Annotated in this window: 22 protein-coding genes and 1 tRNA gene; 15 read left to right on the plus strand and 8 right to left on the minus strand. The window is 72.1% G+C overall.

Annotation, left to right across the window (positions count from 1 at the left end; genetic code table 11):
• Positions 1 to 19: 19 nt before the first annotated feature.
• Complete coding sequence (locus tag ACIA5A_RS16885; RefSeq protein WP_396762509.1) at positions 20 to 1,429, plus strand: class II fumarate hydratase; 1,410 nt, start codon at positions 20 to 22, stop codon at positions 1,427 to 1,429.
• A gap of 2 nt (positions 1,430 to 1,431) precedes the next feature.
• Here ACIA5A_RS16885 and ACIA5A_RS16890 read toward each other — a convergent pair whose 3' ends face one another.
• Positions 1,432 to 1,695, minus strand: a complete 264-nt coding sequence (locus ACIA5A_RS16890) for a hypothetical protein (protein ID WP_396762511.1) — start codon at positions 1,693 to 1,695, stop codon at positions 1,432 to 1,434.
• A gap of 259 nt (positions 1,696 to 1,954) precedes the next feature.
• Between ACIA5A_RS16890 and ACIA5A_RS16895 the strand changes: the two genes are divergently transcribed.
• Positions 1,955 to 2,767: a Scr1 family TA system antitoxin-like transcriptional regulator gene (locus tag ACIA5A_RS16895; RefSeq protein WP_396762514.1), complete on the plus strand. Its 813-nt coding sequence runs from the start codon at positions 1,955 to 1,957 to the stop codon at positions 2,765 to 2,767.
• Complete coding sequence (locus ACIA5A_RS16900) at positions 2,758 to 2,961, plus strand: DUF397 domain-containing protein (protein WP_396762517.1); 204 nt, start codon at positions 2,758 to 2,760, stop codon at positions 2,959 to 2,961. The genes ACIA5A_RS16895 and ACIA5A_RS16900 overlap by 10 nt, the downstream gene beginning before the upstream one ends.
• Here the strand turns inward: ACIA5A_RS16900 and ACIA5A_RS16905 are convergent.
• Positions 2,950 to 3,495: a CGNR zinc finger domain-containing protein gene (locus ACIA5A_RS16905; RefSeq protein WP_396762520.1), complete on the minus strand. Its 546-nt coding sequence runs from the start codon at positions 3,493 to 3,495 to the stop codon at positions 2,950 to 2,952. The two genes, ACIA5A_RS16900 and ACIA5A_RS16905, sit on opposite strands and share 12 nt — an antisense overlap.
• Positions 3,496 to 3,567: 72 nt before the next feature.
• Between ACIA5A_RS16905 and ACIA5A_RS16910 the strand changes: the two genes are divergently transcribed.
• The 4 genes from ACIA5A_RS16910 (at position 3,568) to ACIA5A_RS16925 (ending at position 10,676) form a co-directional block, all read left to right on the plus strand.
• Positions 3,568 to 4,530 carry an EamA family transporter gene (locus ACIA5A_RS16910; RefSeq protein ID WP_396762523.1) on the plus strand — a complete coding sequence of 321 codons (963 nt, stop codon included), beginning with the start codon at positions 3,568 to 3,570 and terminating at the stop codon, positions 4,528 to 4,530.
• Positions 4,527 to 5,225, plus strand: a complete 699-nt coding sequence (locus tag ACIA5A_RS16915) for an HAD family hydrolase (protein ID WP_396762526.1) — start codon at positions 4,527 to 4,529, stop codon at positions 5,223 to 5,225. Before ACIA5A_RS16910 ends, ACIA5A_RS16915 begins: the two co-directional genes overlap by 4 nt.
• A gap of 89 nt (positions 5,226 to 5,314) precedes the next feature.
• Positions 5,315 to 7,003 carry a S8 family serine peptidase gene (locus ACIA5A_RS16920; protein ID WP_396762529.1) on the plus strand — a complete coding sequence of 563 codons (1,689 nt, stop codon included), beginning with the start codon at positions 5,315 to 5,317 and terminating at the stop codon, positions 7,001 to 7,003.
• 268 nt (positions 7,004 to 7,271) lie between these two features.
• Complete coding sequence (locus ACIA5A_RS16925) at positions 7,272 to 10,676, plus strand: hypothetical protein (protein WP_396762532.1); 3,405 nt, start codon at positions 7,272 to 7,274, stop codon at positions 10,674 to 10,676.
• 199 nt (positions 10,677 to 10,875) lie between these two features.
• Here the strand turns inward: ACIA5A_RS16925 and ACIA5A_RS16930 are convergent, their stop codons facing one another.
• Both ACIA5A_RS16930 and ACIA5A_RS16935 read right to left on the minus strand, forming a co-directional pair.
• Positions 10,876 to 12,168, minus strand: coding sequence for a hypothetical protein (locus tag ACIA5A_RS16930; protein WP_396762534.1), 1,293 nt, complete (start codon positions 12,166 to 12,168; stop codon positions 10,876 to 10,878).
• Positions 12,169 to 12,293: 125 nt separating this feature from the next.
• Positions 12,294 to 12,941, minus strand: a complete 648-nt coding sequence (locus tag ACIA5A_RS16935; protein WP_396762537.1) for an IclR family transcriptional regulator — start codon at positions 12,939 to 12,941, stop codon at positions 12,294 to 12,296.
• Between the two features lie 63 nt (positions 12,942 to 13,004).
• On the opposite strand from ACIA5A_RS16935, the gene cysS reads away from it, so the two are divergent.
• Together cysS and rlmB are read left to right on the plus strand one after the other, a co-directional pair.
• Positions 13,005 to 14,420, plus strand: a complete 1,416-nt coding sequence (cysS, locus tag ACIA5A_RS16940) for a cysteine--tRNA ligase (RefSeq protein ID WP_396762540.1) — start codon at positions 13,005 to 13,007, stop codon at positions 14,418 to 14,420.
• A complete protein-coding gene (gene rlmB, locus ACIA5A_RS16945) occupies positions 14,420 to 15,544 on the plus strand; it encodes a 23S rRNA (guanosine(2251)-2'-O)-methyltransferase RlmB (protein WP_396762543.1) in 1,125 nt (374 codons plus the stop codon). Before cysS ends, rlmB begins: the two co-directional genes overlap by 1 nt.
• 66 nt (positions 15,545 to 15,610) lie before the next feature.
• Here rlmB and ACIA5A_RS16950 read toward each other — a convergent pair whose 3' ends face one another.
• Positions 15,611 to 16,702 (minus strand): ABC transporter ATP-binding protein, encoded by a 1,092-nt coding sequence (locus tag ACIA5A_RS16950; RefSeq protein ID WP_396762546.1) that lies wholly within the window; start codon positions 16,700 to 16,702, stop codon positions 15,611 to 15,613.
• 364 nt (positions 16,703 to 17,066) lie between these two features.
• Between ACIA5A_RS16950 and ACIA5A_RS16955 the strand changes: the two genes are divergently transcribed.
• Positions 17,067 to 17,143, plus strand: a tRNA-Thr gene (locus tag ACIA5A_RS16955).
• 46 nt (positions 17,144 to 17,189) lie between these two features.
• Here the strand turns inward: ACIA5A_RS16955 and ACIA5A_RS16960 are convergent.
• Positions 17,190 to 17,852 carry a DUF4386 domain-containing protein gene (locus tag ACIA5A_RS16960; protein WP_396762548.1) on the minus strand — a complete coding sequence of 221 codons (663 nt, stop codon included), beginning with the start codon at positions 17,850 to 17,852 and terminating at the stop codon, positions 17,190 to 17,192.
• 320 nt (positions 17,853 to 18,172) lie between these two features.
• Between ACIA5A_RS16960 and ACIA5A_RS16965 the strand changes: the two genes are divergently transcribed.
• The 3 genes from ACIA5A_RS16965 (at position 18,173) to ACIA5A_RS16975 (ending at position 19,726) form a co-directional block, all read left to right on the plus strand.
• On the plus strand, positions 18,173 to 18,574 hold the full coding sequence (locus tag ACIA5A_RS16965) for a helix-turn-helix domain-containing protein (protein WP_396762551.1): 402 nt from the start codon (positions 18,173 to 18,175) through the stop codon (positions 18,572 to 18,574).
• Between the two features lie 35 nt (positions 18,575 to 18,609).
• A complete protein-coding gene (locus ACIA5A_RS16970; protein WP_181570659.1) occupies positions 18,610 to 19,044 on the plus strand; it encodes a VOC family protein in 435 nt (144 codons plus the stop codon).
• A 67-nt stretch (positions 19,045 to 19,111) separates the two neighbouring features.
• Entirely contained in the window at positions 19,112 to 19,726 is a 615-nt protein-coding gene (locus ACIA5A_RS16975; protein ID WP_396762555.1) for a histidine phosphatase family protein, read from the plus strand.
• 102 nt (positions 19,727 to 19,828) lie between these two features.
• On the opposite strand, the gene ACIA5A_RS16980 is transcribed toward ACIA5A_RS16975, so the two are convergent.
• Positions 19,829 to 20,485 carry a type 1 glutamine amidotransferase domain-containing protein gene (locus ACIA5A_RS16980; protein WP_396762558.1) on the minus strand — a complete coding sequence of 219 codons (657 nt, stop codon included), beginning with the start codon at positions 20,483 to 20,485 and terminating at the stop codon, positions 19,829 to 19,831.
• Positions 20,486 to 20,557: 72 nt separating this feature from the next.
• Here ACIA5A_RS16980 and ACIA5A_RS16985 point away from each other — a divergent pair, with 72 nt between their 5' ends.
• Positions 20,558 to 21,442 carry a LysR family transcriptional regulator gene (locus tag ACIA5A_RS16985; protein ID WP_396762561.1) on the plus strand — a complete coding sequence of 295 codons (885 nt, stop codon included), beginning with the start codon at positions 20,558 to 20,560 and terminating at the stop codon, positions 21,440 to 21,442.
• Positions 21,443 to 21,452: 10 nt separating this feature from the next.
• Here the strand turns inward: ACIA5A_RS16985 and ACIA5A_RS16990 are convergent, their stop codons facing one another.
• Positions 21,453 to 21,908, minus strand: coding sequence for a hypothetical protein (locus ACIA5A_RS16990; protein ID WP_396762572.1), 456 nt, complete (start codon positions 21,906 to 21,908; stop codon positions 21,453 to 21,455).
• Between the two features lie 170 nt (positions 21,909 to 22,078).
• On the opposite strand from ACIA5A_RS16990, the gene ACIA5A_RS16995 reads away from it, so the two are divergent.
• Positions 22,079 to 24,469, plus strand: coding sequence for a M4 family metallopeptidase (locus ACIA5A_RS16995; protein WP_396762575.1), 2,391 nt, complete (start codon positions 22,079 to 22,081; stop codon positions 24,467 to 24,469).
• The last annotated feature ends 9 nt before the right edge of the window (positions 24,470 to 24,478 follow it).

The following is a 24,478-nucleotide window of genomic DNA, read 5'->3' on the forward strand; positions in this document are numbered from 1 at the left end:
CGGCGGGTGGCGCGGCAGGATGGTGTGCGTGACGACTCCAGAGGCGACCGGTTACCGGATCGAACGTGACTCGATGGGCGAGGTGGAGGTGCCCGCCGAGGCGCTGTGGCGGGCGCAGACCCAGCGCGCGGTGCAGAACTTCCCGATCTCCGGGCGTGGGCTCGAACCGGCGCAGATCAAGGCGCTGGCCCAGATCAAGGGCGCCGCGGCCCAGGTCAACGGCGAGCTGGGGGTGATCGACGCGGACGTCGCGGAGGCGATCGCGACCGCCGCCGCGCACGTCGCCGACGGCGGCTACGACGACCAGTTCCCGGTGGACGTGTTCCAGACCGGCTCCGGCACGTCGTCCAACATGAACACCAACGAGGTGATCGCCTCGCTGGCGAGTCGCGAGCTGGGTCGGGACGTCCACCCGAACGACCACGTCAACGCGTCGCAGTCCAGCAACGACGTGTTCCCGACCTCGATCCACCTGGCCGCCACCCAGTTCGTGGTGGAGGACCTGCTCCCCTCGTTGACGCAGCTCGCCATGGCGTTGGAGGCGAAGGCGGCCGAGTTCGAGACAGTGGTCAAGGCCGGCCGGACCCACCTGATGGACGCCACGCCGGTGACGCTGGGGCAGGAGTTCGGTGGCTACGCCGCGCAGGTCCGCTACGGCGTGGAACGGCTGGAGATGGCGTTGCCCCGGCTGGCCGAGCTGCCGCTGGGGGGCACCGCGGTGGGCACCGGCATCAACACGCCGCTCGGCTTCGCGGGCAAGGTGATCGGGCGGCTGCGCGACTCGACCGGCCTGCCGCTGTCCGAGGCGCGCAACCACTTCGAGGCGCAGGGCGCCCGGGACGCGCTGGTGGAGACGTCGGGTCAGCTCCGGACCGTCGCGGTCAGCCTTTACAAGATCGCCAACGACGTACGCTGGATGGGGTCCGGCCCGCGCGCGGGCCTGCGCGAGTTGCGCATCCCCGATCTCCAGCCCGGCTCGTCGATCATGCCCGGCAAGGTCAACCCGGTGGTGGCCGAGGCGATGCGCCAGGTCTGCGCGCAGGTGATCGGCAACGACGCGGCGGTGGCGTTCGCCGGTTCGCAGGGCGACTTCGAGCTGAACGTGATGCTCCCGGTGATGGGCCGGAACCTGTTGGAGTCGATCAAGCTGATCGCCGCGTCCAGCCGGCTGTTCGCCGAGCGCCTGGTGGCCGGCCTGGTCGCGGACGCGGAGGTCTGCCTGGCGTACGCGGAGGGGTCACCGTCGATCGTCACCCCGCTCAACCGTCACCTCGGCTACGACGAGGCCGCCTCGATCGCCAAGGAGGCGCTGGCCAAGCAGGTCTCGATCCGCGAGGTGGTGATCTCGCGCGGCCACGTCGACTCGGGCAAGCTCACCGAGACCCAGTTGGACGAGGCGCTGGACCTGCTCCGGATGACGCACCCCTGAGATCAGGGGACGGCCCGGCGTCGCGCCCAGCCGAGGAAGCGGGCGAACAGCGCGGCCGGGTCGAGCCGGTCGGCCGGGTGCAGCCGGTGCAGGTCGGCGGTCGCCTCGTGGAGCACGCCGCAGAGATAGACGCTGAGCCCGACCGGGTCGGTGGCGTACTCGCCGAGCAGCGTGAGGCGCGCGTCGGCGCACGGCCAGGGCGTGCCGCACGTGCGGCACAGCCAGAGCGGGCGCAACGGTAGGTGGGGCCGGTCGGATCGGGGCATGTGCGGTCCCTTTCGAGCTGAGTCGTTCGTGACATCGCCGCCCCGGCTGGGTGGGACCGCTCGGCCGGGGGAGCGGGCGGTCCCACCGCGACGCCGGACTCGGGGGAAATGAGCGCCGGTGCCGCACTTCACAGTCTGCTGACGTCGTGACTACGCTCGAAAGGGTTCGAGGGTGTTGCCCGAGGTCCTCTGCGGCGGGCCGGTCGGCCGGTGGCGTCCCCTCGGAGTCGATCACCGCGATCCTGGAGGACGGCTGGCGATGTCGGGTGGGCAGATGACGGCGGGGGCCTTTCTGGTCGCCGAGATGCGTCGGGCCCGCGCCCGGCGAGGCTGGAGCCAGGAGGAACTGGCCCGGGCGGTCAACTATTCGGCGTCGATGGTCAGCGCGGTGGAGCTGGGCCACCAGCCGCCCACCGCGAAATACGTGGAGCTGGTCGACGACGCGCTCGACACCGGTGGCCTCTTCGGCCGCATGATGACCGAGCTGGTCAGCCTGGACCGCGCCCAGCCCTGGTTGCGGGGCCGAGGCGAAATCGTCGCGCAGTCGCGGGTGCTGCGGTGGTACGAGCCGCTGTACGTGCCCGGTCTGCTCCAGACGGAGGCGTACGCCCGTGCCGTCTTCGAGGCGGGCGGAGTGATCGAATCGGACGTTGTCGAGCACCGGTTGACCGAGCGCATGGAGGGGCAGCGTCTCCTCTACGACGAGAAACCACCGAGACTGTGGGCGGTGTTGGACGAGGCCGCGCTGCGCAGGCAGGTCGGGACGCGCAAGACGATGTGCGACCAGGCAACGCACCTGGCCAGGATCGCGACCGAGCACCCACGGGTTTGGTTGCACGTCGTGCCACGGTCCGCTCTGGAGTATCCGGGCCTCGGCGGTCCGTTCATTCTGGCGACCCTCCGGGACGGGACCGATCTGGCGTTCATGGCCACACTGGCAGGCGGCCAAGAGGTTGATCAACCGGCGGATCTCGGCCTCGTGCAACGAGTTTGGGAGGCTATCCTCGGTGAGGCGTTACCCCCACAGGAGTCCGTCGAGTTCGTGAGGGAGGTGGCCGAGTCGTGGATCTGAGCGGCGCGACCTGGCGCAAGAGCCGCCGGAGTGCCCAGAGCAACGACTGTGTCGAGGTCGCCGTCGACCTTCCGGGCGTGGTCGGGGTGCGGGACAGCAAGGACCCGGCCGGACCGGTGCTCACCTTCGCCGCGTACCCCTGGCGGGTCTTCGTCGCCGCGCCACCGCGGCGACCTCGAGGCTCAGGACGGTGAGGCGGCGCGGCGGGCGCGGTAGGCGCTGACCGCGGCCCGGTTGCCGCAGCTTCCGTCGCAGAACCGGCGGGACCGGTTCTTCGACAGGTCGACGAGCACGTCGTCGCAGTCGGGGTGCGCGCAGTGGCGCAGCCTGCTCAGCTCGTTCATCCGGACCAGGTCGGCGACGGCCATCGCGGCCTCGACCGCCATCCGGGTCGCCAGCGGCGCGTCGCGGGGCACGGCGTGCAGATGGTACGGCTCGTCGTCGTGCCGGATGAGCTGCGGCAGCGCGTGTGACTCGCGGAGCAGCGTGTTGACGATCTCGACCACGCCGTCGGTGTCGGTGTCCCAGATCCGGCGCAGCCTGGGGCGCAGTGCGCGGACCTGGCGCAGCTCGACCTCGGTGTGCTCGTGCCGGCCGCTCCACCCGTGCGTGGTGAAGAACCCGTCCAGCGCGGCCACGTCGGGCAGGCCCTCGCGGTCCGGGCCGGCGGTGTTGACAAGCGCGGCGGCGGCGGTCAGCCCGCACTCGGTGTCATGAGCGAAAAGCAACTTGACTCCTGTCGGACGGCACCCCTAACGTCATCAGCGTAACGCTTCATCACTCATGACCAGGAGTCGCCGATGCGGGAACGATCCGGCGCCGGGCTCGGCCTGGCCCTGCTCTCCGCGCTCACGTTCGCCACCTCGGGCACGTTCGCCCGGCCGCTGATCACCGGGGAGTGGTCGGCCGTGGCGGTGGTGATCGCCCGGGTCGGCGTCGCCGCGCTGGTGCTGGCCGTGCCCGCCCTGCTGGCGCTGCGCGGGCGGTGGCCGGTGCTGCGCCGCAACGGGCTCACCGTGGTGCTGTTCGGGCTGCTCGGCGTGGCCATGGCCCAGGCGTGCTTCTTCAACGCGGTCCGCTTTCTGCCGGTCGGCGTCGCGCTCCTGCTGGAATACCTCGGCATCGTGCTGGTCGTCGGCTGGATGTGGCTGGTCCACGGCCAGCGTCCCCGGCGGCTGACCGTGGCCGGCTCGCTCACCGCCCTGGCCGGCCTCGCGCTCGTCCTCGACCTCACCGGCGCCGGCCGGCTCGACCCGGTGGGCGTGCTCTGGGGGCTCGGCGCCGGGATCGGGCTGGCCGGCTACTTCGTCATCGCCGGCCGCCTCGACGACGACCTGCCGTCGGTGGTGATGGCCAGCGGTGGCATGGCCGTCGGCGCCCTGGTGCTGCTGCTGCTCGGCGCGGTCGGGGCGCTGCCGCTGGCCGCCGGCACCGCCGACGTCGACTTCGCCGGGCACCGGATGAGCTGGCTGGTGCCGATCGCCGGGCTGTCGCTGATCGCCGCCGTGGTCGCCTACCTGACCGGGGTGGCCGGCACCCGGCTGCTCGGCGCCCGGCTCTCCTCGTTCGTCGGGCTGACCGAGGTGATGTTCGCGGTGCTGATCGCCTGGCTGGTGCTGGACGAGCTGCCCACGCTGATCCAGTTGGCCGGCGGGGTGCTCATCGTCGGCGGCGTCGCCCTCGTCCGGGTGGACGAGCTGCGGTCCGCCCCCGAGGCGGTCCCGCCGACGCCGGCCGAGCCGGCGCTCAGCGGTGAGCGATGAGCACGCCCCGCACCGCCGTCGTCTTCGACGCCGACGAGACGCTTGTCGACCTGCGCCCCGCGGTGACCGGCGCGCTGTCGGCCGTACTCGACGAGATGCGGCGGCGGACCCCGGCGGCGGCCGAGGTCTCGCTCGCGGACCTGGAGGGCGACTGGGGTGCGATCTTCGGCGCGCTCAGCGCGGCCCCGGTGCAGGAGATCCGGCGAGCCGCGCTGGCCCGCTCGCTCGACCGGGCCGGGCTCGGCGGCCACCTCGACGAGTTCGCCACGCTCTTCTTCGCCCGGCGCTACGCCCTGAGCCGGCCCTTCCCGGACGCGCTGCCGGCGCTCGCCGCGCTGCGCCCGCACCACCTGCTGGGCTTCGCCACGAACGGCAACAGCCGCGCCGAACGCTGCGGGCTCGCCGGGCAGTTCGCCTTCGCGTTGTACGCCCACGAGGGTGGCCTGCCGAAGAAACCGGCGCCGGGGTTCTACGCCGCCGTGGTGGCGGCCACCGGGCTGCCCGCCGACCGGATCGTGCACGTCGGCGACTCGCCGGAACACGACGTGACCGGCGCCCAGCGGGCCGGCCTGCGGGCCGTCTGGCTCAACCGGGCCGGCCTGCCGCGCCCGCCCGGCCTCACCCCCGACGCCGAGGTGTCCACGTTGACCGACCTTCCCGGCGTGCTCGTCGATGTGACGAGCGCGAATGCCTGATTGGGTGCTATTCCGGACGGGCCCCTGGCGAAACCCGCGTCCATGTTGTGGGATGACTGCCACGTCCCTCAACGAGAGGATCTGATGTGGTGAGCAAGCGCTTCACCGCCGGCGCGGTCGCGGTCGCGGCCTCGCTGGCACTCACGGTGACCGGCCTGGGTGTCCCGGCGACCGCCGCGCCGTCGGACAGCCGGACCTTCACCGTGCTGGCCGAGAGCGGCGTGTCCAGCGACGCCGCGATCGCCGCGATCAAGGCGGCCGGCGGCACCGTCGTCTCCCGCACCGACGACGTCGGCCTCTTCCGGGTGACCAGCGACCGGGCGGACTTCGCCAGCCGCGCCAACGCCGCCGGCGCGCTCGTCGGCGCGGCCGAGGAGAAGGCGATCGGCCGCAAGCCGAAGCTGGACCGGGTCGAGCAGGAGCACCTGCTGGCCGCCGCCGCGGCCAAGGGCAAGGCCGCCAAGGGCAACGCCAAGAAGATGGACCCGCTTGACGACAAGCTCTGGGGTCTGGACCTGATCCGCGCCGACCAGGCGCGCAAGATCGAGCCGGGTGACCGTCGGGTGACCGTCGGCGTGCTGGACACCGGCCTCGACGCCAGCCAGCCCGACCTGGCCCCCAACTTCAACTGGGCGCTGTCGCGCAACTTCGCGCCGGACATCCCCGACGTCGACGGCCCGTGCGAGGTGGCGAGCTGCCTCGACCCGGTCGGCACCGACGACGGCGGGCACGGCACGCACGTGGCCGGCACGATCGGCGCCGCCGCCAACGGCTTCGGCCTCTCCGGCGTGGCCCCGAAGGTCTCCCTGGTCGAGCTGAAGGGTGGCCAGGACAGCGGCTACTTCTTCCTCGACCCGGTGGTCAACGCGCTGGTGCACGCCGGCCGCTCCGGGCTGGACGTGGTCAACATGTCCTTCTACGTCGACCCGTGGCTCTACAACTGCACCGCCAACCCGGCCGACAACCCGGAGCAGCAGGCCGAGCAGCGGACCGTCATCGAGGCCATGAAGCGGGCGCTGACCTTCGCCCACCGCAAGGGCGTCACGCTCGTCGGCTCGCTTGGTAACAACCACGAGGACCTGGGCGCCCCGCGCACCGACGTGAGCAGCCCGGACTACGGCGCGGACCCGTACCCGCGGCCGATCGACAACGCGAGCTGCTGGGACCTGCCGGTCGAGGGCCCGCACGTGATCGGCGTGTCGGCGGTCGGCCCGTCCGGCAAGAAGTCCGACTACTCCAACTACGGCACCGAGCAGATCTCGATCGCCGCGCCGGGTGGTTGGTTCCGGGACGGCTTCGGCACCGACACCTACCGCACCGACGCCAACATGATCCTCTCCACGTACCCGAAGAAGGTGCTCCAGGAGGAGGGGTCGGTCGACGAGAACGGCAACATCGTCGCCGGCTTCGAGAACTCGGTGTTCAAGCAGTGCACCGCCAAGGGTGAGTGTGGCTACTACACCTACCTCCAGGGCACCTCGATGGCCTCGCCGCACGCCTCGGGCGTGGCCGCGCTGATCGTCAGCAAGTTCGGCAAGAAGCAGGGCCGGAACGGCTTCGGCCTGGCGCCGGACCTGGTGGAGCAGCACCTCTACCGGACGGCGGCGGAGCACGCCTGCCCGGAGCCGCGGCTGCAGACCTACACCAACGAGGGCCGCGACGCCGAGTTCGACGCGTACTGCGCGGGCTCGCTGAACTTCAACGGCTTCTACGGCTACGGCATCATCGACGCCTACGCCGCGGTGAAGACGCCGCTGAAGCCCAACGCGCGGCCGTAACCGCTCCGCACCACCGAGAAGCCCGGGCGACATCCGTCGCCCGGGCTTCTCCGTGTCGGCGAATGCGCACAGTGGTCTTCCCATCTGGCGCTGTCCGGTTGGCGTGAATTGGCGTTTGCGCAGCTCAAACCCTCCCCGTAGGGCCGAAGGTCCCTTCCGTCCAGGTTCTCACTCGACTTCAATTGCGCTGGGGCCCGGCGACCCGCCCGACTACTTCGGATTCACCCCCAACTACGCCAACAGCCCACTCCCCACCGTCGTCGGCGGGGTGGTGCAGCCGGGCACCGGGATGCGCAAGTTCATCGACACGCTGCCGGGCCTCGGCCCCACCAACGCCAACGACCTGGGCAACTACATCCCGGTCGCGGTGCCCGACACGGTCACCTATCCGAACTGCGACTACTACGAGATCGGGATCCAACAGTTTTCGCAGCAGTTCCACAAGGACCTGCCCGCCACCCGGTTGCGTGGCTACAAGCAGCTCAACAACGGCACCGACGGAAACGGGCAGAACACGATCGCCCCGCCCGCCCGGCCCTACTACGGCGGACCGCTCATCTACGCCAACCGGAACCGCCCGATCCGCGTCAAGCTGGTCAACCAGTTGCCCACCGGCGCGGCAGGCAACCTGTTCCTGCCGGTGGACATCACGCTGATGGGTGCCGGCACCGGCCCGCTGAACGACACCGAGCTCTACACCCAGAACCGGACCGTCCTGCACCTGCACGGCTCGGAGACGCAGTGGATCAGCGACGGCACGCCGTTGCAGTGGTTCACCCCCGCCGGCGAGGTCACCTCCTACCCGAAAGGTGCCAGCTACGCGAACGTGCCGGACATGCCCGACCCCGGCCCGGGCGCGGTCACGCTCTACTTCCCGATGCAGCAGAGCGCCCGGATGATGTGGTTCCACGACCACACCGAGGCGACCACCCACCTCACCCCCTACAGCGGGCAACTCGGGATCCTGCTGCTCCGGGACCCGTTCGAGCGGCAACTGGTGACCCAGGGCGTCGTCCCCGCCGAGGAGATCCCGCTGCTCATCCAGGACAAGACGTTCGTGCCCGACCCCGCCCAGCTCGCCGCCGAGGACCCGACCTGGGACACCGCCAAGTGGGGCGGCAAGGGCAGCCTCTGGATGCCGCACGTCTACATGCCCAACCAGAACCCCTACAACGCGGCAGGCGCCAACCCGATGGGCCGCTGGGACTACGGGCCCTGGTTCTGGCCGCCGTTCACCGGCATCGAGCAGGGACCGGTGCCCAACCCGTACCACGACCCGGTCACCCGGCCCTGGGAACCGCCCGTGCAGCCGGGCACACCCCTGCCCACCATCACGCCCGAGGCGTTCATGGACACCCCGGTGATCAACGGCTGCGCCTACCCGACGTTGCAGGTCGAGCCGAAGGCCTACCGGTTCCGGATCCTCAACGGGTGCAACGACCGGGCGCTCAACCTCCAGCTCTACCACGCCGCCTCGAACGGCACCATGTGGAACCCGAACGGCACGCTCGCCGACGGCGCAGCCGGCGAGGTGCCGATGGTGGAGGCGTGCCCGGGGGAGGGCCTGCCACCGACCTGGCCCACCGACGGACGGGAGGGCGGGGTGCCGAACCCGGACGCGGTCGGCCCGGACTGGATCCAGATCGGCAACGAGGGCGGCCTCCTGCCGCACGTCGCGATCATCCCGCCACAACCGATCAACTACGAGTACGACCGACGCTCGATCACCGTGCTCAACGTCTCCGACCACTCACTGCTGATGGGCCCGGCCGAGCGCGCCGACGTGATCGTGGACTTCTCCACGGTCGCCCCCGGCTCCACACTCATCCTCTACAACGACTGCCCGGCGCCGATGCCCGCCTACGACACCCGCTACGACTACTACACCGGCGACCCGGACCAGACCGACGCCGGCGGCGCGCCCACCACGCAGCCCGGCTACGGCCCGAACACCCGCACCCTCATGCAGATCCACGTCGTCGGCACCCCGGCCGCGCCGTTCGACCTCGCCCAGTTGGAGACCCGACTGCCCCAGGCGTACGCGGGCAGCCAGCCGGCGCCGATCGTGCCGGAGGAGGCGTACAACGAGGCGTTCGGCACCAACTCGCCGAACACCTACGTGGCGATCCAGGACACCACCATCAGCTACTTCCCGCTCGGCGGCACCGGCCGCATCACCCTGCCGCTGCAACCGAAGGCGATCGTCGAGGAGTTCGACCCGGTCTACGGCCGGATGATGCCGAACCTGGGTGTCGAGTTGCCCCGGACCAGCGCGTTCATCCAGACCACGATCCCGTTGCCGTACATCAACCCGCCGACGGAGATCCTCTACATGTCCAACCTGGCCACGCCGGTCGGATCGCCGGGTGACGGCACCCAGATCTGGAAGGTCACCCACAACGGGGTGGACACCCACTTCATCCACTTCCACTACTTCAACGTGCAGCTCATCAACCGGGTCGGCTGGGACGGCGTCTACAAGCCGCCGGATGCCAACGAGGTGGGCTGGAAGGAGACCGTGCGGATGAATCCGCTGGAGGACTGCATCGTGGCGATGCGGCCCGCGCTGCCGGCGAACCCGCCGTTCAAGGTCGGTGACAGCGTCCGGCTGCTCGACCCGACCCAGGTCCCCGGCACCACCAACGGCTTCGCCCAGATCGACCCGCAGACCGGGGACCCGGCGGTCGTCACCAACGTGCCCTACAACTTCGGCTGGGAGTATGTCTGGCACTGCCACATGGTCGACCACGAGGACTTCGACATGATGCGGCCGATGGTCATCCGGGTGTCGCCGGAGCCGCCGACCGGCCTCACCGCGACCGCCAACGCCGGATCGACGACGGTGAAGCCGTCGATCGTGTTGACCTGGACGAACCCGCCCGGCCTGCCGGCCGCCACCCAGGTGCTCATCCAGCGTGCGACCAACCAGACGTTCACCACCGGGCTCACCACGTTCACCGCGGCGGCGGGAGCGACCACCTACACCGACTCGACGGTGGCCAGCGGGATCACCTACTACTACCGCGTCCGCCGGGAGAACTCGGCCAGCTATTCCGCCTGGTCGAACACCGCGTCGGCGGTGGTCAACCTGGCCGGGCCGATCAACCTGACCGCGGTCCAGCCGTCCGGCGTGCCGACCCGGGTCAACCTGGCCTGGACCAACAGGTCGTACTCCGACTCGGTGGAGATCCAGCGGGCCACCAACTCCTCGTTCACCGCCGGGCTGACCACGTTCACCGCGCCGGCCAACGCCACCACCTACACCGATTCCACGGTGCTGGCCACCACCTACTACTACCGGGTGCGGACGGTCTATCTCGGCGTCGCCTCGCCGTGGTCGAACACCGCCACGGTCACCGTGGTCGGGCCGCCGCTGCCCGCCGCCCCGACCAACCTCGCCGGCACCGCGGTCACCGCGCCCAACAACCTGGCCACGGTGAACCTGACCTGGCAGGAGAACCCGAGCAGCGTGGTCACCACGTTCACCCTGCAGGTGTCCACCAGCCCGACGTTCAACGCCAACGTCGCCAGCCTCACGGTGGCGGGCACGGCCCGCAACTACAGCGACACGAACCGGGCCCGGTCGACCACCTACTACTACCGGATCCGGGCGAACAACGCATCAGGCAACTCGGCCTTCAGCAACGTCTTCAGCATCACCACCCCCGCCTGATCGGGGCCGAGGGGCGGCGCCCGGATCCCCCGGGCGCCGCCCGCAGCCGCTCCCGGCACCCTCCGGTGGCGTCGCGGACCCCCGGCCGGCGGCTCACTGTCGCCGAGCCCCGGGTCCCCGGCGGGCGTGTCACGCTCGCCGGCCCTGGGCCCCCGGCCGGCGTCTCTTGGTCGCCTGCCCAGGGTTCCCGTCCGGTGCCTCACGGTCGCCAGCCGCGGGCCACCAGCGCGGACCGGACCTCTCGGACGAGGGCGGGAAACGCGTCGGGCGGGCGCCGACCGGTCACGGGCAGCACCAACCAGCCGGCCTCGACGAGCCCGGCGAACCCCGTGCGGTCGGGCTCGCCGCGCCCCGGACCGTCGTGCGCGACGGCGACCCGGAACCCCGGCCAGGCCAGGTCGGGATGGAGCACGAGACCGGCCGACACGCGAACCGGATGCCGGGCGACCGGACGTGGCAGGCCGGCGAACATCAGGCGCACCCGCAGGTGGGACTCGGCCGGCGATCGGGCGCAGCCGTCGGCCAGGCCGAACACCCACGACGCCCGCCGGCCGCCCGGCCGGCCGGCGTTACGGGCCGCCTCGGTGGCCAGCGCGGACCGGCTGACCGCGCCGACACGCAGCAGGCCGTCGACGATGCCGACCGCCCGCACCGGATCGGCCCAGACCGCCGTCTCCCAGGCGCAGACAACGGGCTCGGTCCGTGGCAGCGGTGGCCCGATCAGGTCCGGCCGGCCGGGCCGGCCCGGCGCGACCTCACGAGCGGGCGGCCGGTCGCCCGGGAGCCGCCGGCCACCCCCGCCCGAAAGCGCGGTGCCGGCGGACGGGCGGGTGCGGGCCGGCGCGGAGGCCGCCGCCGACCGGGACGGCACGAGGACCGTCGTCGTGACGGCGCCGTTCGGCGGGGAGCCGTTCTCGGCAGGATCGGCGTCGCTCGACGGACGGCCGCCTCCAGCCGGGCGGGTGCCGTTCCGGGCGAGGCCGTCCCCGGCCGGGTGGGTGCCGCCGCTTCGGGCGAGGCGATCCCCGGCCGGGTGCGTGCCGCTCTGGGTGAGGCGATCCCTGGCCAGGTGGGTGCCGTTCTGGGCGAGGCCCGGGACGGCCCGGGCGGCGTCTGCGGAAGCCGGCCGATCGTCGGACGCGCCGGCGACCGGGGCGTGGTGCACGCGGACACCCGGATGGGAGTCGGCGCGGACCGTGGCCGGCAGCAGGACGTGCACGTCGTCCGTGAAGCCGGCGGCGTGTCCGACGCCGTGCAGGTAGGCCGCCGACGGGCCGGCGACCAGGGTGCCGGGCGGCATCCGGAGCAGGACGGCACGGCAGGCCAACGCGTGGTCGCGGTCGAGGCGGGCGTCGGCGTAGACGTCCTGCCGGAGGCGGACCCAGGACGCGCCCCGCAGGTGGTGGCGGGACAGCAGCCCGCGCCGGACCGCGTCCGAGCCCCGGAAGACCTGCCACTGCAACTGTGGCGGCCGATGCGGATGAGGTGGCATACGACAAGCGTGCGGACGGGGCGACGGCCGGCGACAGCCCTGTGGACGACGACGGCCGGTCCCGACCCGGCGCCCTGTGGACAACCTCCGGACCGCCCGGCCGGTGTGCTATCGGGCCGGCGCGGTCAGGAGAGCGCGACGGCGACCGCCTCGGCGGCGGCGGTGACCTGGGCGCCCACCTCGGCCACGTCGAGCGGGGTCAGCGACACCACGCCGACGCTGCCCTCCAGCCCGGGCACCCCGAGCACCGGCGCGGCCACCCCGTACGCGCCGGACTGCAGTTCGCCGCTGGTGCTGACCGGCCCCGCGTCACCGGCCCGCCCGGCCAGCACGGCCCGGCCCGCCGCGCCCCGCTCCAGCGGGTGCCGGGAGCCGGTCCGGTACGCCACGTGGAAGGCCGTCCAGCTCGGCTCGACCACCGCCAGCGCCACCCCCTCACCGCCCTCGACCACGGTCAGGTGGGCGGTCGCCCCGGTCCGCTCGGCGAGCCGACGCAGCGCGGGCAGCGCCCCCTCGGCGAGCAGCGGCTGGGCGCGCCGGGCCAGGTGCAGCACGCCGACGCCGATCCGTAGTCGGCCCTCCCCGTCGCGCCGGAGCATGCCGTGCCCGCTGAGCGCGCCGACCAGCCGGTAGACGGCGGCCCGGCCGATGCCCAGCCGCTGCGCCGCCTCGGTGACGGTCAGCCCGCCCGGGGCGTCCGCGACCAGGTGCAACAGGCGCAGGCCCCGGTCCAGGGTCTGCGCGGTCTCCGGGGGGCGCGCCGCCGTGTCCACAGCACGCAGCGTACGACCCGGCTCCGGCCAACCCCGAAATGTGCGGACGGCTACCCTTGGGAGGTGACGCTACGCCTGTATGACACCGCCACCCGATCGGTGCGGGACTTCGTCCCGCGGGAAGCCGGCAAGGTGGGGGTCTACCTGTGTGGTCTCACGCTCCAGGGGCCGCCGCACATCGGTCACCTTCGCTCCGGTGTGAACTACGACGTGCTCCGCCGGTGGCTGGTCGCCGCCGGGTTCGAGGTGACCTTCATCCGCAACCTGACCGACGTCGACGACAAGGTCCTGGCCAAGGCCGTCGAGCAGGACCGGCCGTTCTGGTCCATCGCCTACGCGAACGAGCAGATCCTGGCCGCCTCCTACCGCGCGCTGAACGTGCTCCCGCCGACCTACGAGCCGCGGGCCACCGGGCACGTCCCGGAGATGCACGAGCTGATCGCCCGCCTGATCGACACCGGGCACGCCTACCCGGCCGGCGACGACTCCGGCGACGTCTACTTCGACGTGGCGTCCTGGCCGGCCTACGGTTCGCTGTCCGGGCAGTCCCCGGCCGACATGCAGCCGGCCGGCGACGCGCCCGACCGGGGCAAGCGGGACCCGCGCGACTTCGCGCTCTGGAAGGGCGCCAAGCCGGGCGAGCCGGCCGACGCCGCCTGGCCGTCGCCGTGGGGCCGGGGCCGTCCCGGCTGGCACATCGAGTGCTCGGCGATGTGCTGGCGCTACCTCGGCGCCGAGTTCGACATCCACGGCGGCGGGCTCGACCTGACGTTCCCGCACCACGAGAACGAGATCGCCCAGTCGCAGGCCGCCGACCTGCCGTTCGCCCGCTACTGGGTGCACCACGGCCTGCTCGGCATCGGCGGCGCCAAGATGGGCAAGTCGCTGGGCAACACGCTCGACCTCGACTACGTGGCCTCGCTCGGGGTGCGCCCGGTGGAGCTGCGCTACTACTACGCCGCCGCGCACTACCGGTCGCACATCGACTACTCCGAGGACGCGCTGCGCGACGCCGCGGTCGCGTACCGGAGGATCGAGGGCTTCGTGCAGCGGGCGGCCGAGCGGGTCGGCGCGGGCCGACCCGACGGGCTGCCGGCCGGGTTCGTGGCGGCGATGGACGACGACCTCAACACCTCGGCGGCGCTCGCCGTGCTGCACGAGGTGGTCCGGGACGGCAACACCGCGTTGAGCGGCGGCGACGATGTGACCGTCCGCACGACGCTCGCCGCCGCCCGGGCGATGCTGGATATCCTCGGCGTCGACCCCCTGGATCCGGCCTGGACCGGCGGCGACCGCGCGGGTGACCTGCGCGGCGTGGTGGACTCACTGGTCGCGCTGGCCCTGGAGCAGCGCGCCCAGGCCCGAGGCCGCAAGGACTGGGCCGCCGCCGACGCCGTCCGCGACCAGCTCAAGCAGGCCGGCGTGGTCGTCGAGGACACCCCCCAGGGCCCGCGTTGGACTATTGGAGAGCAGGACTGATGGCCGGCAACTCGCAGCGCCGTGGCCGGCGACTGACGTCGAAGGCGAGCGCCCCCAAGGGCTCCGGTGGCAAGAACAAGGACTCCCTCGCCGGTCGGGGCCGCACCCTGCCGGCGGACGAGCGCCCGTGGCACAAGGCCTACTCGGGCACCGAGAAGCTGCCCCAACGCACCGCCTGGAAGCAGGACAAGGAGCGCCGTGCCGCCGCCGAGGAGGGCCGCGCGCCCAAGATCGGCCAGCCGGGCAGCAAGGACACCACCTGGGGCAGGGGCGGCGGCCGGGGCGTACCCACCGCCGCCAAGGGGCGGGGCGGCAAGCCCACCGCCGGCCGGTCCGGACCCCGGGTCTCCCCGGGCCGTAAGTCGAACCCGGCGAAGGACAGCCCCGAACTGCTCGTCGGGCGGAACCCGGTGCTGGAGTCGCTGCGCGCGCAGGTGCCGGCGACCGCGCTCTACACCGCGCAGGGCATCGACGTCGACGACCGGGTCAAGGAGATCGTCCGCACCGCCGCCGACCGGGGCATCGCGATCCTCGACGTCAGCCGCGCCGAGCTGGACCGGATGACCGGCGGGGTGCTGCACCAGGGCGTCGGCCTCCAGGTGCCGCCGTTCGCCTACGAACCGTTCGAGGACCTGGTCACCGCCGCGCTGGAGCAGGCCGCCCCGCTGCTGGTCGCGCTGGACGGGGTCACCGACCCGCGCAACCTCGGCGCGGTGATCCGGTCGGCCGCCGCGTTCGGCGCACAGGGTGTCTTCGTACCCGAGCGGCGTGCCGCCGGGATCACCGCGACTGCCTGGCGGACCAGCGCCGGCGCGGCCGCGCGCGTCCCGGTCGCCCAGGTCACCAACCTGACCCGGTCGCTCAAGGCGTGCAAGGAGGCCGGCTTCGTCGTGGTCGGCCTGGACGCCGACGGGGAGACCGACCTCTATGACCTGGAGGCCGCCGTCGGCCCGCTGGTCGTCGTGGTCGGCTCGGAGGGCCGCGGCCTGTCCCGCCTGGTCGGCGAGACCTGCGACCTGACCGTCAGCATCCCGATGATCTCCGACGTCGAGTCGCTCAACGCCAGCGTCGCCGCCGCGGTCACGCTCGCCGAGGTCGCCCGCCGTCGCGCCGTCGAGGCCTGACGCCGCACACGCACACGAAAAGGGGCGGTCCGCCGTGGCGGGCCGCCCCTTTTCACTTCGCGTACGTCAGATCCGGCGCCCGGTGGAGGCGTGGAAGACGTGGCTGCGGCCGGTGCGCGGCTTGACGAACACGGTGTCGCCCATGTTCGGCATGGTGCGCCGGTCGGTGCGGACCACGAACCGCTCGTTGTGGCCCTCCAGCGCGGCGTGGCCGTAGACGTTGGCGTCGGAACCCAGGTCCTCGACCAGCTCGACCACGACCGGCATGCCGCCCTCGGACGGGCCGACCAGGTCGCAGTCCTCCGGCCGGAAGCCGACGGTGACCTTGCCGTCGCCGCCCTCGGCGCGGGCCGCCTCGATCTGCTCACGGGTCAGCGGCACGATCAGCTCGGCGAACGCGCCGCCCTGCTCGTTCAGCTTCACCGTCTTGATGTTCATGGCCGGGGAGCCCATGAAGCCGGCGACGAAGACGTTCGCCGGGGTGTCGTAGAGCGCCCGCGGGGTGTCCACCTGCTGGAGCACGCCGTCCAGCATGACCGCCACCCGGTGACCCATGGTCATGGCCTCGACCTGGTCGTGGGTGACGTAGACCGTGGTGACGCCGAGCTTCGCCTGGAGCGAGGCGATCTGCGTACGGGTCTGGACGCGGAGCTTGGCGTCGAGGTTCGACAGCGGCTCGTCCATGAGGAAGACCTGCGGCTCGCGGACGATCGCGCGGCCCATGGCGACACGCTGGCGCTGACCGCCGGAGAGCGCCTTCGGCTTGCGGCTGAGGAACTCCTCCAGCTGGAGGAGGTTGGCCGCCTCCTTGACCCGCCGGTCGATCTCCGACTTGGAGGTCTTGCGCAGCTTGAGGGCGAACGCCATGTTCTCGTACACCGTCATGTGCGGGTAGAGGGCGTAGTTCTGGAAGACCATCGCGATGTCGCGGGCCTTCGGCGGGAGGTGGGTGACGTCCCGGTCGTCGATGTAGATCGCGCCGTCGTCGACGTCCTCCAGGCCGGCGAGCATCCGCAGGCTGGTGGACTTACCGCAGCCGGACGGGCCGACCAGGACGAGGAACTCCCCGTCGCCGATCTGCAGGTCGAGCTGGTTGACGGCGGGGCGCTCGGTGCCCGGATAGATCCGGGACGCCTTCGCGTAGGTGACCGTAGCCATGATGGAGCGCTTCCTTTCACCGGCAGGAACGTGCCGGACGATCCGAGTGAAGGAGCGACCGGCACCCAGGGTGCCGGCCAGACGGGGCGTCGCCCGGGCAGCCGAGGCCGGCCGGAGTGTCGTCCGTGTCACTGCACCGTAAACGGCTTTCGCGATCGTGCCAAGACGTGGAGCAACGGATGGGACGGACCGCATACACATTTCGGTCACCCGGGCACGGCAAGGCATCAATCTCCCGGCTGTCAAGCGGATCCGGCGACGATCCGACGGTCGAGCCGGTCGGGAAACCGACGTTTTCCGTGGTCGGGAGCGCTGCCACGCGGGAATTCCGGGACCCAGTCGCTATGCTGAGCCCGTCACACGCGCCCCTGTAGCTCAGCTGGCCAGAGCACTCGCCTTGTAAGCGAGATGTCGCCGGTTCGATCCCGGCCGGGGGCTCCAATTCCACAAGGCGATCCCGGCCGGTGTCCGTCGTTCGTCCCGGCGGTCAGACGGCGACGTCCCGCGCCGGCCGCAGGCCCCTGGCGATCAGATAGACGCTCAGCGAGAACTCCCAGACGGCGATGGGGAGAGCCCCGACCGCGGTCACCGGGGACAGCCGGTCCCAGCCACCGAACAGCACGCCGGCGTCGGAGGCGACAAGCAGGGGCGCGCCGACCATCCCGAGCAGCGGGAGTACGCGCGGGACGAGGCGCGACTGGTAGAGCAGGGAGCCCAGCAGCAGCGCGTTCACGGCCGGGACGAGGCTCTGGCTGAGCAGGAACATCGAGTCGTAGAGGGCGACCAGCGCCGGCGCGGTCGCCAGCGCTTCCGTGCCAATGCCGGCCCGCCGCAGGCCCACGAGCGTCAGGATGCTCGCGACGCCGACGAGGATGCCGGTGGCCTCCACCGTCCGCGCGGCGACGAACCCCAGCGCTCGGGCCTCACCCTGGCGCTTGACCACCGGGAACAGCGCGACGGCGGTGCCGACGCAGGCGAGGGCGACGATCACCTCGAGGACCGCCCCGACGACGACCGGGGTCTCCGACGTGGTGCCCACGAGGTAGTCGGCGTCGCGCACCGGGCGGTACAGCGCGACGGTCGGGATCGAGACGAAGGTGAGTACGTAGAAGCCGCCCGCGACCAGCGAGGTCTTCCGCAGTGCGTCCATCCGGGCCTCCTGTCGCGGCGGTTGTTCGATCGACGGTGGTATGCCGGTTACCCTGCTGCGCACGGGGGCTGCGGTGGATCGGCCGCTCGGGCAGTTCTCGGCGAGGACGGAACACGGCGGACGAGGGGGAGCGACGTGGGTGCCAGGACGGCGCTGCCGGCAATCGCCGACGACGACATCCGTCCCGCGTTGCGCGCGGGCGGCCCCGGGCCCGCCTCGGCGATGCCGGATGGCGCCGGACGGCACGATGCGCGAGGTGCCGGGGTGTTAACCGGGGGCCCTTCCTATACCGGATGCGTTAACAGGGGGCCCGGCCTTTCATGAGTCGGGCGGTGGAGGAGTCGAACCGGGCCATGCTGCGGGCCCGGGACGCGATGGACCGCGCGTACGCGCAGCCGCTGGACATTCCCGCGTTGGCCCGGATCGCGCACGTCTCCGAGGCCCACTTCATCCGGACGTTCCGCGCCACGTTCGGCGAGACGCCGCACCGCTACCTGCAACGCCGGCGCGTCGAGCGGGCCATGTCGATGCTGCGGGAGACCGACCGGGACGTCACCGACATCTGCCTCGCCGTCGGCTTCACCAGCCTCGGCACGTTCAGCCGGACGTTCCGGGAGATCGTCGGCGAGTCGCCGCGTGACTTCCGGCGGCACCGGAGCGCCGCCGCGAACGTGCCGAGCTGTTTCGCCAAGTCCTGGACCAGACCGAGCAGTTTTGGATAAGCGCCAGGTCAGGGCGTTGCTCTAGCGTCGACGGCATGACGATGACTTCGATTTCCCGCTCCCAGATCTACGTCCTCGACCAGGACGAGGCGCTCGACTTCTACGTCGGCAAGCTGGGTATGGAGGTGAACACCGACCAGGATCTCGGCTTCATGCGCTGGCTCACGGTCAACGTGCCGGGCGACGCGCAGCGGGAGATCCTGCTGGAGAAGCCGGGCCCGCCCGCGCTCGACCCGAAGACGGCCGAGCAGGTCCGGGAACTGCTCACCAAGGGCGCCACCGGTGGCTTCCTGTTCCTGACCACCGACGACGCGCACAAGACGTACGCGGACCTGGTGGCCAAGGGCGTGGAGATCACCGATGAGCCGACCGACCGGCCGTACGGGATCGACTTCGGCATCCGGGACCCGTTCGGCAACCGGATCCGGATCGGCCAGATGCACCCGCGGGAGCAGTGGGCGAACGGCTGAGCGCGGGGCTGCGGGTCGCGGCGGCTGCGGGTTAGGGTCGGCCTTCCCGATCTTGGTGAGGTGACAGGTGGCGACCCGACTGCTGTTCCTGGCCCGGCACGGCGAGCAGGAGGAGACCGGGGCGGAGGCGCCGGAGGTCGGTCTCTCCGCCCGGGGTCGGCGGCAGGCGACGCTGCTCGGCGAGCGGCTGCGGGGCGCGCGGCTCGACGCGGTGCACCACGGGCCGCTGGCCCGGGCGGCGGAGACCGCCGCGCTGGTCGCCGCCGCGCTGCCCGGTGTTCCGGTTCATCAGGACGATCGGGCCGGCGACCACATGCCGCACGACACCGACCCGACCGGCCTGCCCGAGCGCCACGCCGCGTTCCTGGCCGAGTTCACCGCGGAGGAGCGGCGGGAGGGGCCGGTGGTGACGGCGGAGGCGGTGGCCCGGTTCGCCACCGCTCCCGCCTCCGGCGACGTCCGTGAGCTGGTGGTCACCCACAGCTTCCTGGTCGCCTGGCTGGTGCGTCACGCGTTGGAGGCGCCGGAGCGTCGCTGGATCGGGCTCAACCCCGCCAACTGCGCGCTGACCGTGATCCGCTACAGCGACGCCGGCCCACCCGCGCTGATCGCCCTGAACGACCCCGCCCACCTCCCACCCGACCTACGCGCCACCGGCTTCCCCGCCGACTACCACTTCTGACCCCCGAGCCCCGGGGAAGCGGGCGGTGACCAAGGAGTTCGTGTCGCCGAGGAAATCGGATCCGACACGAACTCCTTGATCACCGCGGTGGAGGGAGAGACGTCAGGGGCGGAGCTTGACCACGGCCTCGGCCACCGCGCGGGCGGACTGCGGATTCTGGCCGGTGACCAGGTTGCCGTCGACCACCACCTGCTCGGTGAAGTTCGGTGCGGGCACGTGCTGCGCGCCGGCCTCGGTCAGCTTGTCGGCGAGCAGGAACGGCACCACCTCGGTCAGGCCGACGGCGGCTTCCTCGTCGTTGGTGAAGCCGGCCACCCGCTTGCCGGCGATCAGGTGCGAACCGTCCGATCCGGTGAGGTTGACCAGCGCCGACGGACCGTGGCAGACGGCGGCGACCACGCCGCCGCGCTCGTGGACCGAGCGGGCGATCCGAGCCAGGTCCTCGTTGTCGGGGAAGTCCCACATGGTGCCGTGGCCGCCGGCGAAGAGGACCACGTCGTAGCCGGCCGGGTCGACGTCGGCCGCCTTCGGGGTGTCGGTCACCCCGGCGGTGGCGAGGAAGTCGTTCTGGGTCTTGTCGTCGGCGTCGCGGCCGTCGGTCGGCGGCTCGCCACCGGCCACCGAAACGAGGTCGACGTCGTACCCGGCGGCTCGGAAGACCTCCCACGGCTCGGCGGCCTCGCCGACGTAGTAGCCGGTCTTGCGGCCGGTGTCACCGAGTTCGGAATGGCTGGTCAGGGCGATGAGTGCACGAGTCATGTCACCCATGCTGGCGCGCCGAGCCATAGCTGACCAATAGGCAAGAGTCACGTCGGCGATAGGTTTGCTGATGTGAAGACGTCGCTGGACCTGCTCCGCAGCTTCCTGGCCGTGCACCGGGCGGGTTCGATCACCGGCGCGGCCGAGCTGCTCGGTGTGGCGCAGCCCACGGTGACCGCCCAGCTCCGGGCGCTGGAGGAGGCGGTCGGCCGGCCGCTCTTCGACCGGCTGCCCCGGGGCGTCACGCCGACCGCCGCCGGGGACGAGCTGGCCCGCCGGGTGGCCGAGCCGCTGGACCGGCTCGCCGCCGTGCTGACCGGGGAGCCGGACACCGCGTACGCCCGGACGGTCTTCCTCGGCGGACCCGCCGAGCTGCTCGCCGAGCGGGTGCTGCCGGCGCTCGCCGGTCCGGTCGCCGACGGCCTGGAGCTGCGGGTGGTGGCCGGGATGCCGGAGGGGTTGCAGGACGACCTGGTCGCCGGCCGGCTCGACCTGGCGGTGACGAGCGTGCGGCCCCGCCGGCGCGGGATGGTCGTCGAGCCGCTCTACGACGAGGAGTTCGTGCTGGTGGCGGCGCCGTCGTGGGCCGACCGGGTGGTCGGGCCGGTGACGCCGGCGGCGCTGCGCGAGGTGCCGCTGGTCGCCTGGGGCGAGGAGGCGCCGATCCTGCGCCGCTACTGGCGCACCGTCTTCGACACCCGGCTCACCCGCACGCCCAGCCTGGTGGTGGCGGACCTGCGGGCGGTCCGGTCGGCGGTGGCGGCCGGCGCGGGGGCGAGCGTGCTGCCCGCGTACCTCTGCCGGGGTGAGCTGGCCTCGGGCGCGCTGCGGGCGCTGCTCGTGCCGCCGGTGCCGCCGCTCAACACGCTCTTCCTCGCGGTCCGGCCGGGCGCGGCCGGGCGGCGCGAGGTGCAGGCCGTGCGGCGGACGCTGCTCGCGGCGGCCCCCGGCTGGTGAGCCGCCGCCCTCAGCCGGTGGCGCGGGTGAGCAGGCCGACGACCTCGGCGGTGGCGGCCGGCGGGGTGGCCTGTGGTGGGCAGTCCACGTAGCCGACGCTCGTCGGGCCGACGGTGAGGCGGTAGCTGAACGCGTCGGCGCACATGGTCGCCGGCACGGTGACCGCCGACTCGGCGAGCAGGCGGGGGTCGGCGGCGAGCTGCCGCAGCCGGTCGAGGTCCGGCGCGGCGAGCCGGCCGTCGCGGGCGGTGCCGGCCCGGTCGGTCTTCGTCCAGGTGCCGTCGGGTCGCACGGTGATGGTGTCGGTCAGGCCGGCGATGCCGCCCGATGTCACGAGCGTCACCTCGACGCCGGGCTGCCGGGTGGTGGCCGGGCCGGCCGGCGCCGGGGTGTCGGCGCGGGCGCAGCCGGCGAGCGGGACGAGGGCGGCGGCGAGGCCGACCGCCACGGCGTGGGCTGCTCTCATGCCGATCGGACGCACGACGGGGCCACAGGGTTCCGGTCCACCGTGCCTCCTCATCCGTTCGGTCAGTGTCTGGGACGGGAAACCGTCGCCCTCTTTCACGTCTGTCGATGTCTCAGCTATATCTACAGCAGTGACTACCCCCGTCACAACTTCTCCTTGCAGGAGGGCACGTGAAAAGAACCGTCGCCGCCGTCAGCGCAGCGCTGCTCACCAGCGGCGTGCTGGCCTGCGTCAGCACCACGGCGCAAGCGGCCGCGCCCAGCGCCCCCAGCCCCGAGTCCGCCGCGGCTCGGGCCGACAGCCTGATCCGTACCAACCCGGGCGCCGTCCAGGGCGCCGGCGGGGAGGCCTACCGGGCCGTCCGCACGAAGGTCGACCCCTCCGGGGCGGCGCACACCCGTTACACCCGGACCTACCAGGGCCTGCGGGTCTACGGCGGTGACTTCGTCGTCCACACCGCACCGAACGGCACCATGACCGGCACCTCGGTCGGCCTGTCCGCCCCGCTGACCCTGGGCACCACCGCCAAGGTCGGCGCGGCCGCGGCCAAGGCCAGCGCGCGCAAGGCGTTCACCGGCAGCCTCACCTCCGTCGGCGCGCCCGAACTCTTCGTCGACGCCAGCAGCGGCAAGGGCCGGCTCGCCTGGGAGACCGTCGCCAGCGGCTGGAAGGCGGACAAGCAGACGCCGTCGAAGCTGCACGTGGTCACCGACGCCACCACCGGCAAGGTGATCGGCTCGTACGACGAGATCGAGTCGGTGGTCGGCAGCGGCCAGGGCATCTACACCGGCACGGTAAGCATCGACACGACGCTCTCCGGCAGCACCTACTCGATGATCGACCCGTCGCACGGCAACGGCCGTACCTGCGACATGAACAACGGCACCTCCACCTGCACCACGTTCACCGACGCGGACAACGTGTGGGGCAACGGCGCCACCTCCAACCGGCAGTCCGCCGGCGTGGACGCCCACTTCGGCGCCGCGAAGACGTTCGACTACTACCTCAACGTGTACGGCCGCAACGGCATCTTCGGCAACGGCCAGGGCGTGCCGAGCCGGGTGCACTACGGCAGCAACTACGTCAACGCCTTCTGGGACGGGTCCCAGATGACCTACGGCGACGGCTCGGGCAACGCCCGCCCGCTGGTCTCGCTGGACGTGGCCGGGCACGAGATGAGCCACGGCGTCACCGAGGCGCTGGCCGGCCTGGTCTACTCCGGTGAGTCCGGCGGCCTGAACGAGGCCACCAGCGACATCTTCGGCAACATGGTGGAGTTCTACGCCGCCGCGCCGAGCGACCCGGGCGACTACCAGGTCGGCGAGAAGATCAACATCAACGGCAACGGTACGCCGCTGCGCTACATGTACAACCCGTCGCTGGACGGCTCGTCCGACTCCTGCTGGTCCACCAGCACGAAGAACAAGGACGTGCACTACTCCTCCGGCGTCGGCAACCACTTCTTCTTCAACCTCGCCGAGGGCACCGGCGCCACCGCGTACGGCACCTCGCCGGTCTGCGGCTCGGCCCCGGCGGTCACCGGCATCGGCCGGGCCAAGGCGGAGAAGATCTGGTACCGGGCGCTCGACGTGTACTTCACCTCGAACACCTCCTACGTCAACACCACCACCCCGTCGAACACCGCCCGGGCCTACAGCCTGCGGGCGGCGACCGACCTGTACGGCAACTGCTCCACCGAGTACAAGGCCGTCCAGGCGGCGTGGACCGCGGTGAACGTGGCCGGCAACGACGCCCCGTGCAGCTCCACCGGCAACGACTTCTCCGTCTCGCTCTCCCCGACCGCCGGCTCGGTCACCCAGGGCGGGTCCGCCACGGCCACCGTCGCCACCGGCACCACCAGCGGGACCGCGCAGACCGTGACGTTCTCCGCGTCCGGCCTGCCGACCGGCGCCACCGCGTCGTTCAGCCCCGCCTCGGTGACCTCGGGCGCCTCGTCCACGCTCACCATCGCCACCAGCGCCAGCACCCCGACCGGCACCTACTCGGTGACGGTCACCGGCACCGCCGCCTCGGGCACCAAGACCGCCACGTACTCGCTGACGGTCACCGGCACCGGCGGCGGCTGCACCGGTGCCGGCCAGAAGCTCGGCAACCCGGGCTTCGAGACCGGTACCAGCCCGTGGACCGGCACCACCGGCGCGATCGGCGCCTACAGCGGCCAGTCGGCGCACGGCGGCACCCGGTTCGCCTGGCTGAACGGCTACGGCTACAGCAGCAACGAGAACATCGCCCAGTCGGTGAGCCTGCCGTCGGGCTGCTCGACCTACAACTTCAGCTTCTGGCTGCACATCGACTCGGCCGAGTCCACCACCACCGTGCAGTACGACAAGCTGAACGTGCAGGTCCTCAACTCGTCCGGCACCGTGCTGGCGACGCTGGCGACCTACTCGAACCTGAACAAGGCCACCGGCTACACCCAGCGGTCGTTCTCCCTGGCCGCGTACGCCGGGCAGACCGTCACGCTGAAGTTCGCCGGCACCGAGGACGCGTCCCTCCAGACGTCGTTCGTCATCGACGACACCGCGGTCAACGTCTCCTGACCTGACCGC

It is taken from the genome of Micromonospora sp. NPDC051300 (genome assembly GCF_044455315.1).
In the GTDB taxonomy this organism is placed as follows: Bacteria; Actinomycetota; Actinomycetes; order Mycobacteriales; family Micromonosporaceae; genus Micromonospora; species Micromonospora robiginosa.

What these genes read in the sequence shown, in the direction of transcription:
- ACIA5A_RS16980 (WP_396762558.1), bottom strand. Translation starts at nt 20,485, where the DNA reads ATGACTCGTGCACTCATCGCCCTGACCAGCCATTCCGAACTCGGTGAC.
- ACIA5A_RS16890 (WP_396762511.1), bottom strand. Translation starts at nt 1,695, where the DNA reads ATGCCCCGATCCGACCGGCCCCACCTACCGTTGCGCCCGCTCTGGCTG.
- ACIA5A_RS16990 (WP_396762572.1), bottom strand. Translation starts at nt 21,908, where the DNA reads ATGAGAGCAGCCCACGCCGTGGCGGTCGGCCTCGCCGCCGCCCTCGTC.
- ACIA5A_RS16930 (WP_396762534.1), bottom strand. Translation starts at nt 12,168, where the DNA reads ATGCCACCTCATCCGCATCGGCCGCCACAGTTGCAGTGGCAGGTCTTC.
- ACIA5A_RS16950 (WP_396762546.1), bottom strand. Translation starts at nt 16,702, where the DNA reads ATGGCTACGGTCACCTACGCGAAGGCGTCCCGGATCTATCCGGGCACC.
- ACIA5A_RS16910 (WP_396762523.1), top strand. Translation starts at nt 3,568, where the DNA reads ATGCGGGAACGATCCGGCGCCGGGCTCGGCCTGGCCCTGCTCTCCGCG.
- ACIA5A_RS16960 (WP_396762548.1), bottom strand. Translation starts at nt 17,852, where the DNA reads ATGGACGCACTGCGGAAGACCTCGCTGGTCGCGGGCGGCTTCTACGTA.
- rlmB (WP_396762543.1), top strand. Translation starts at nt 14,420, where the DNA reads ATGGCCGGCAACTCGCAGCGCCGTGGCCGGCGACTGACGTCGAAGGCG.
- ACIA5A_RS16895 (WP_396762514.1), top strand. Translation starts at nt 1,955, where the DNA reads ATGTCGGGTGGGCAGATGACGGCGGGGGCCTTTCTGGTCGCCGAGATG.
- ACIA5A_RS16885 (WP_396762509.1), top strand. Translation starts at nt 20, where the DNA reads ATGGTGTGCGTGACGACTCCAGAGGCGACCGGTTACCGGATCGAACGT.
- ACIA5A_RS16965 (WP_396762551.1), top strand. Translation starts at nt 18,173, where the DNA reads ATGAGTCGGGCGGTGGAGGAGTCGAACCGGGCCATGCTGCGGGCCCGG.
- ACIA5A_RS16970 (WP_181570659.1), top strand. Translation starts at nt 18,610, where the DNA reads ATGACGATGACTTCGATTTCCCGCTCCCAGATCTACGTCCTCGACCAG.
- ACIA5A_RS16915 (WP_396762526.1), top strand. Translation starts at nt 4,527, where the DNA reads ATGAGCACGCCCCGCACCGCCGTCGTCTTCGACGCCGACGAGACGCTT.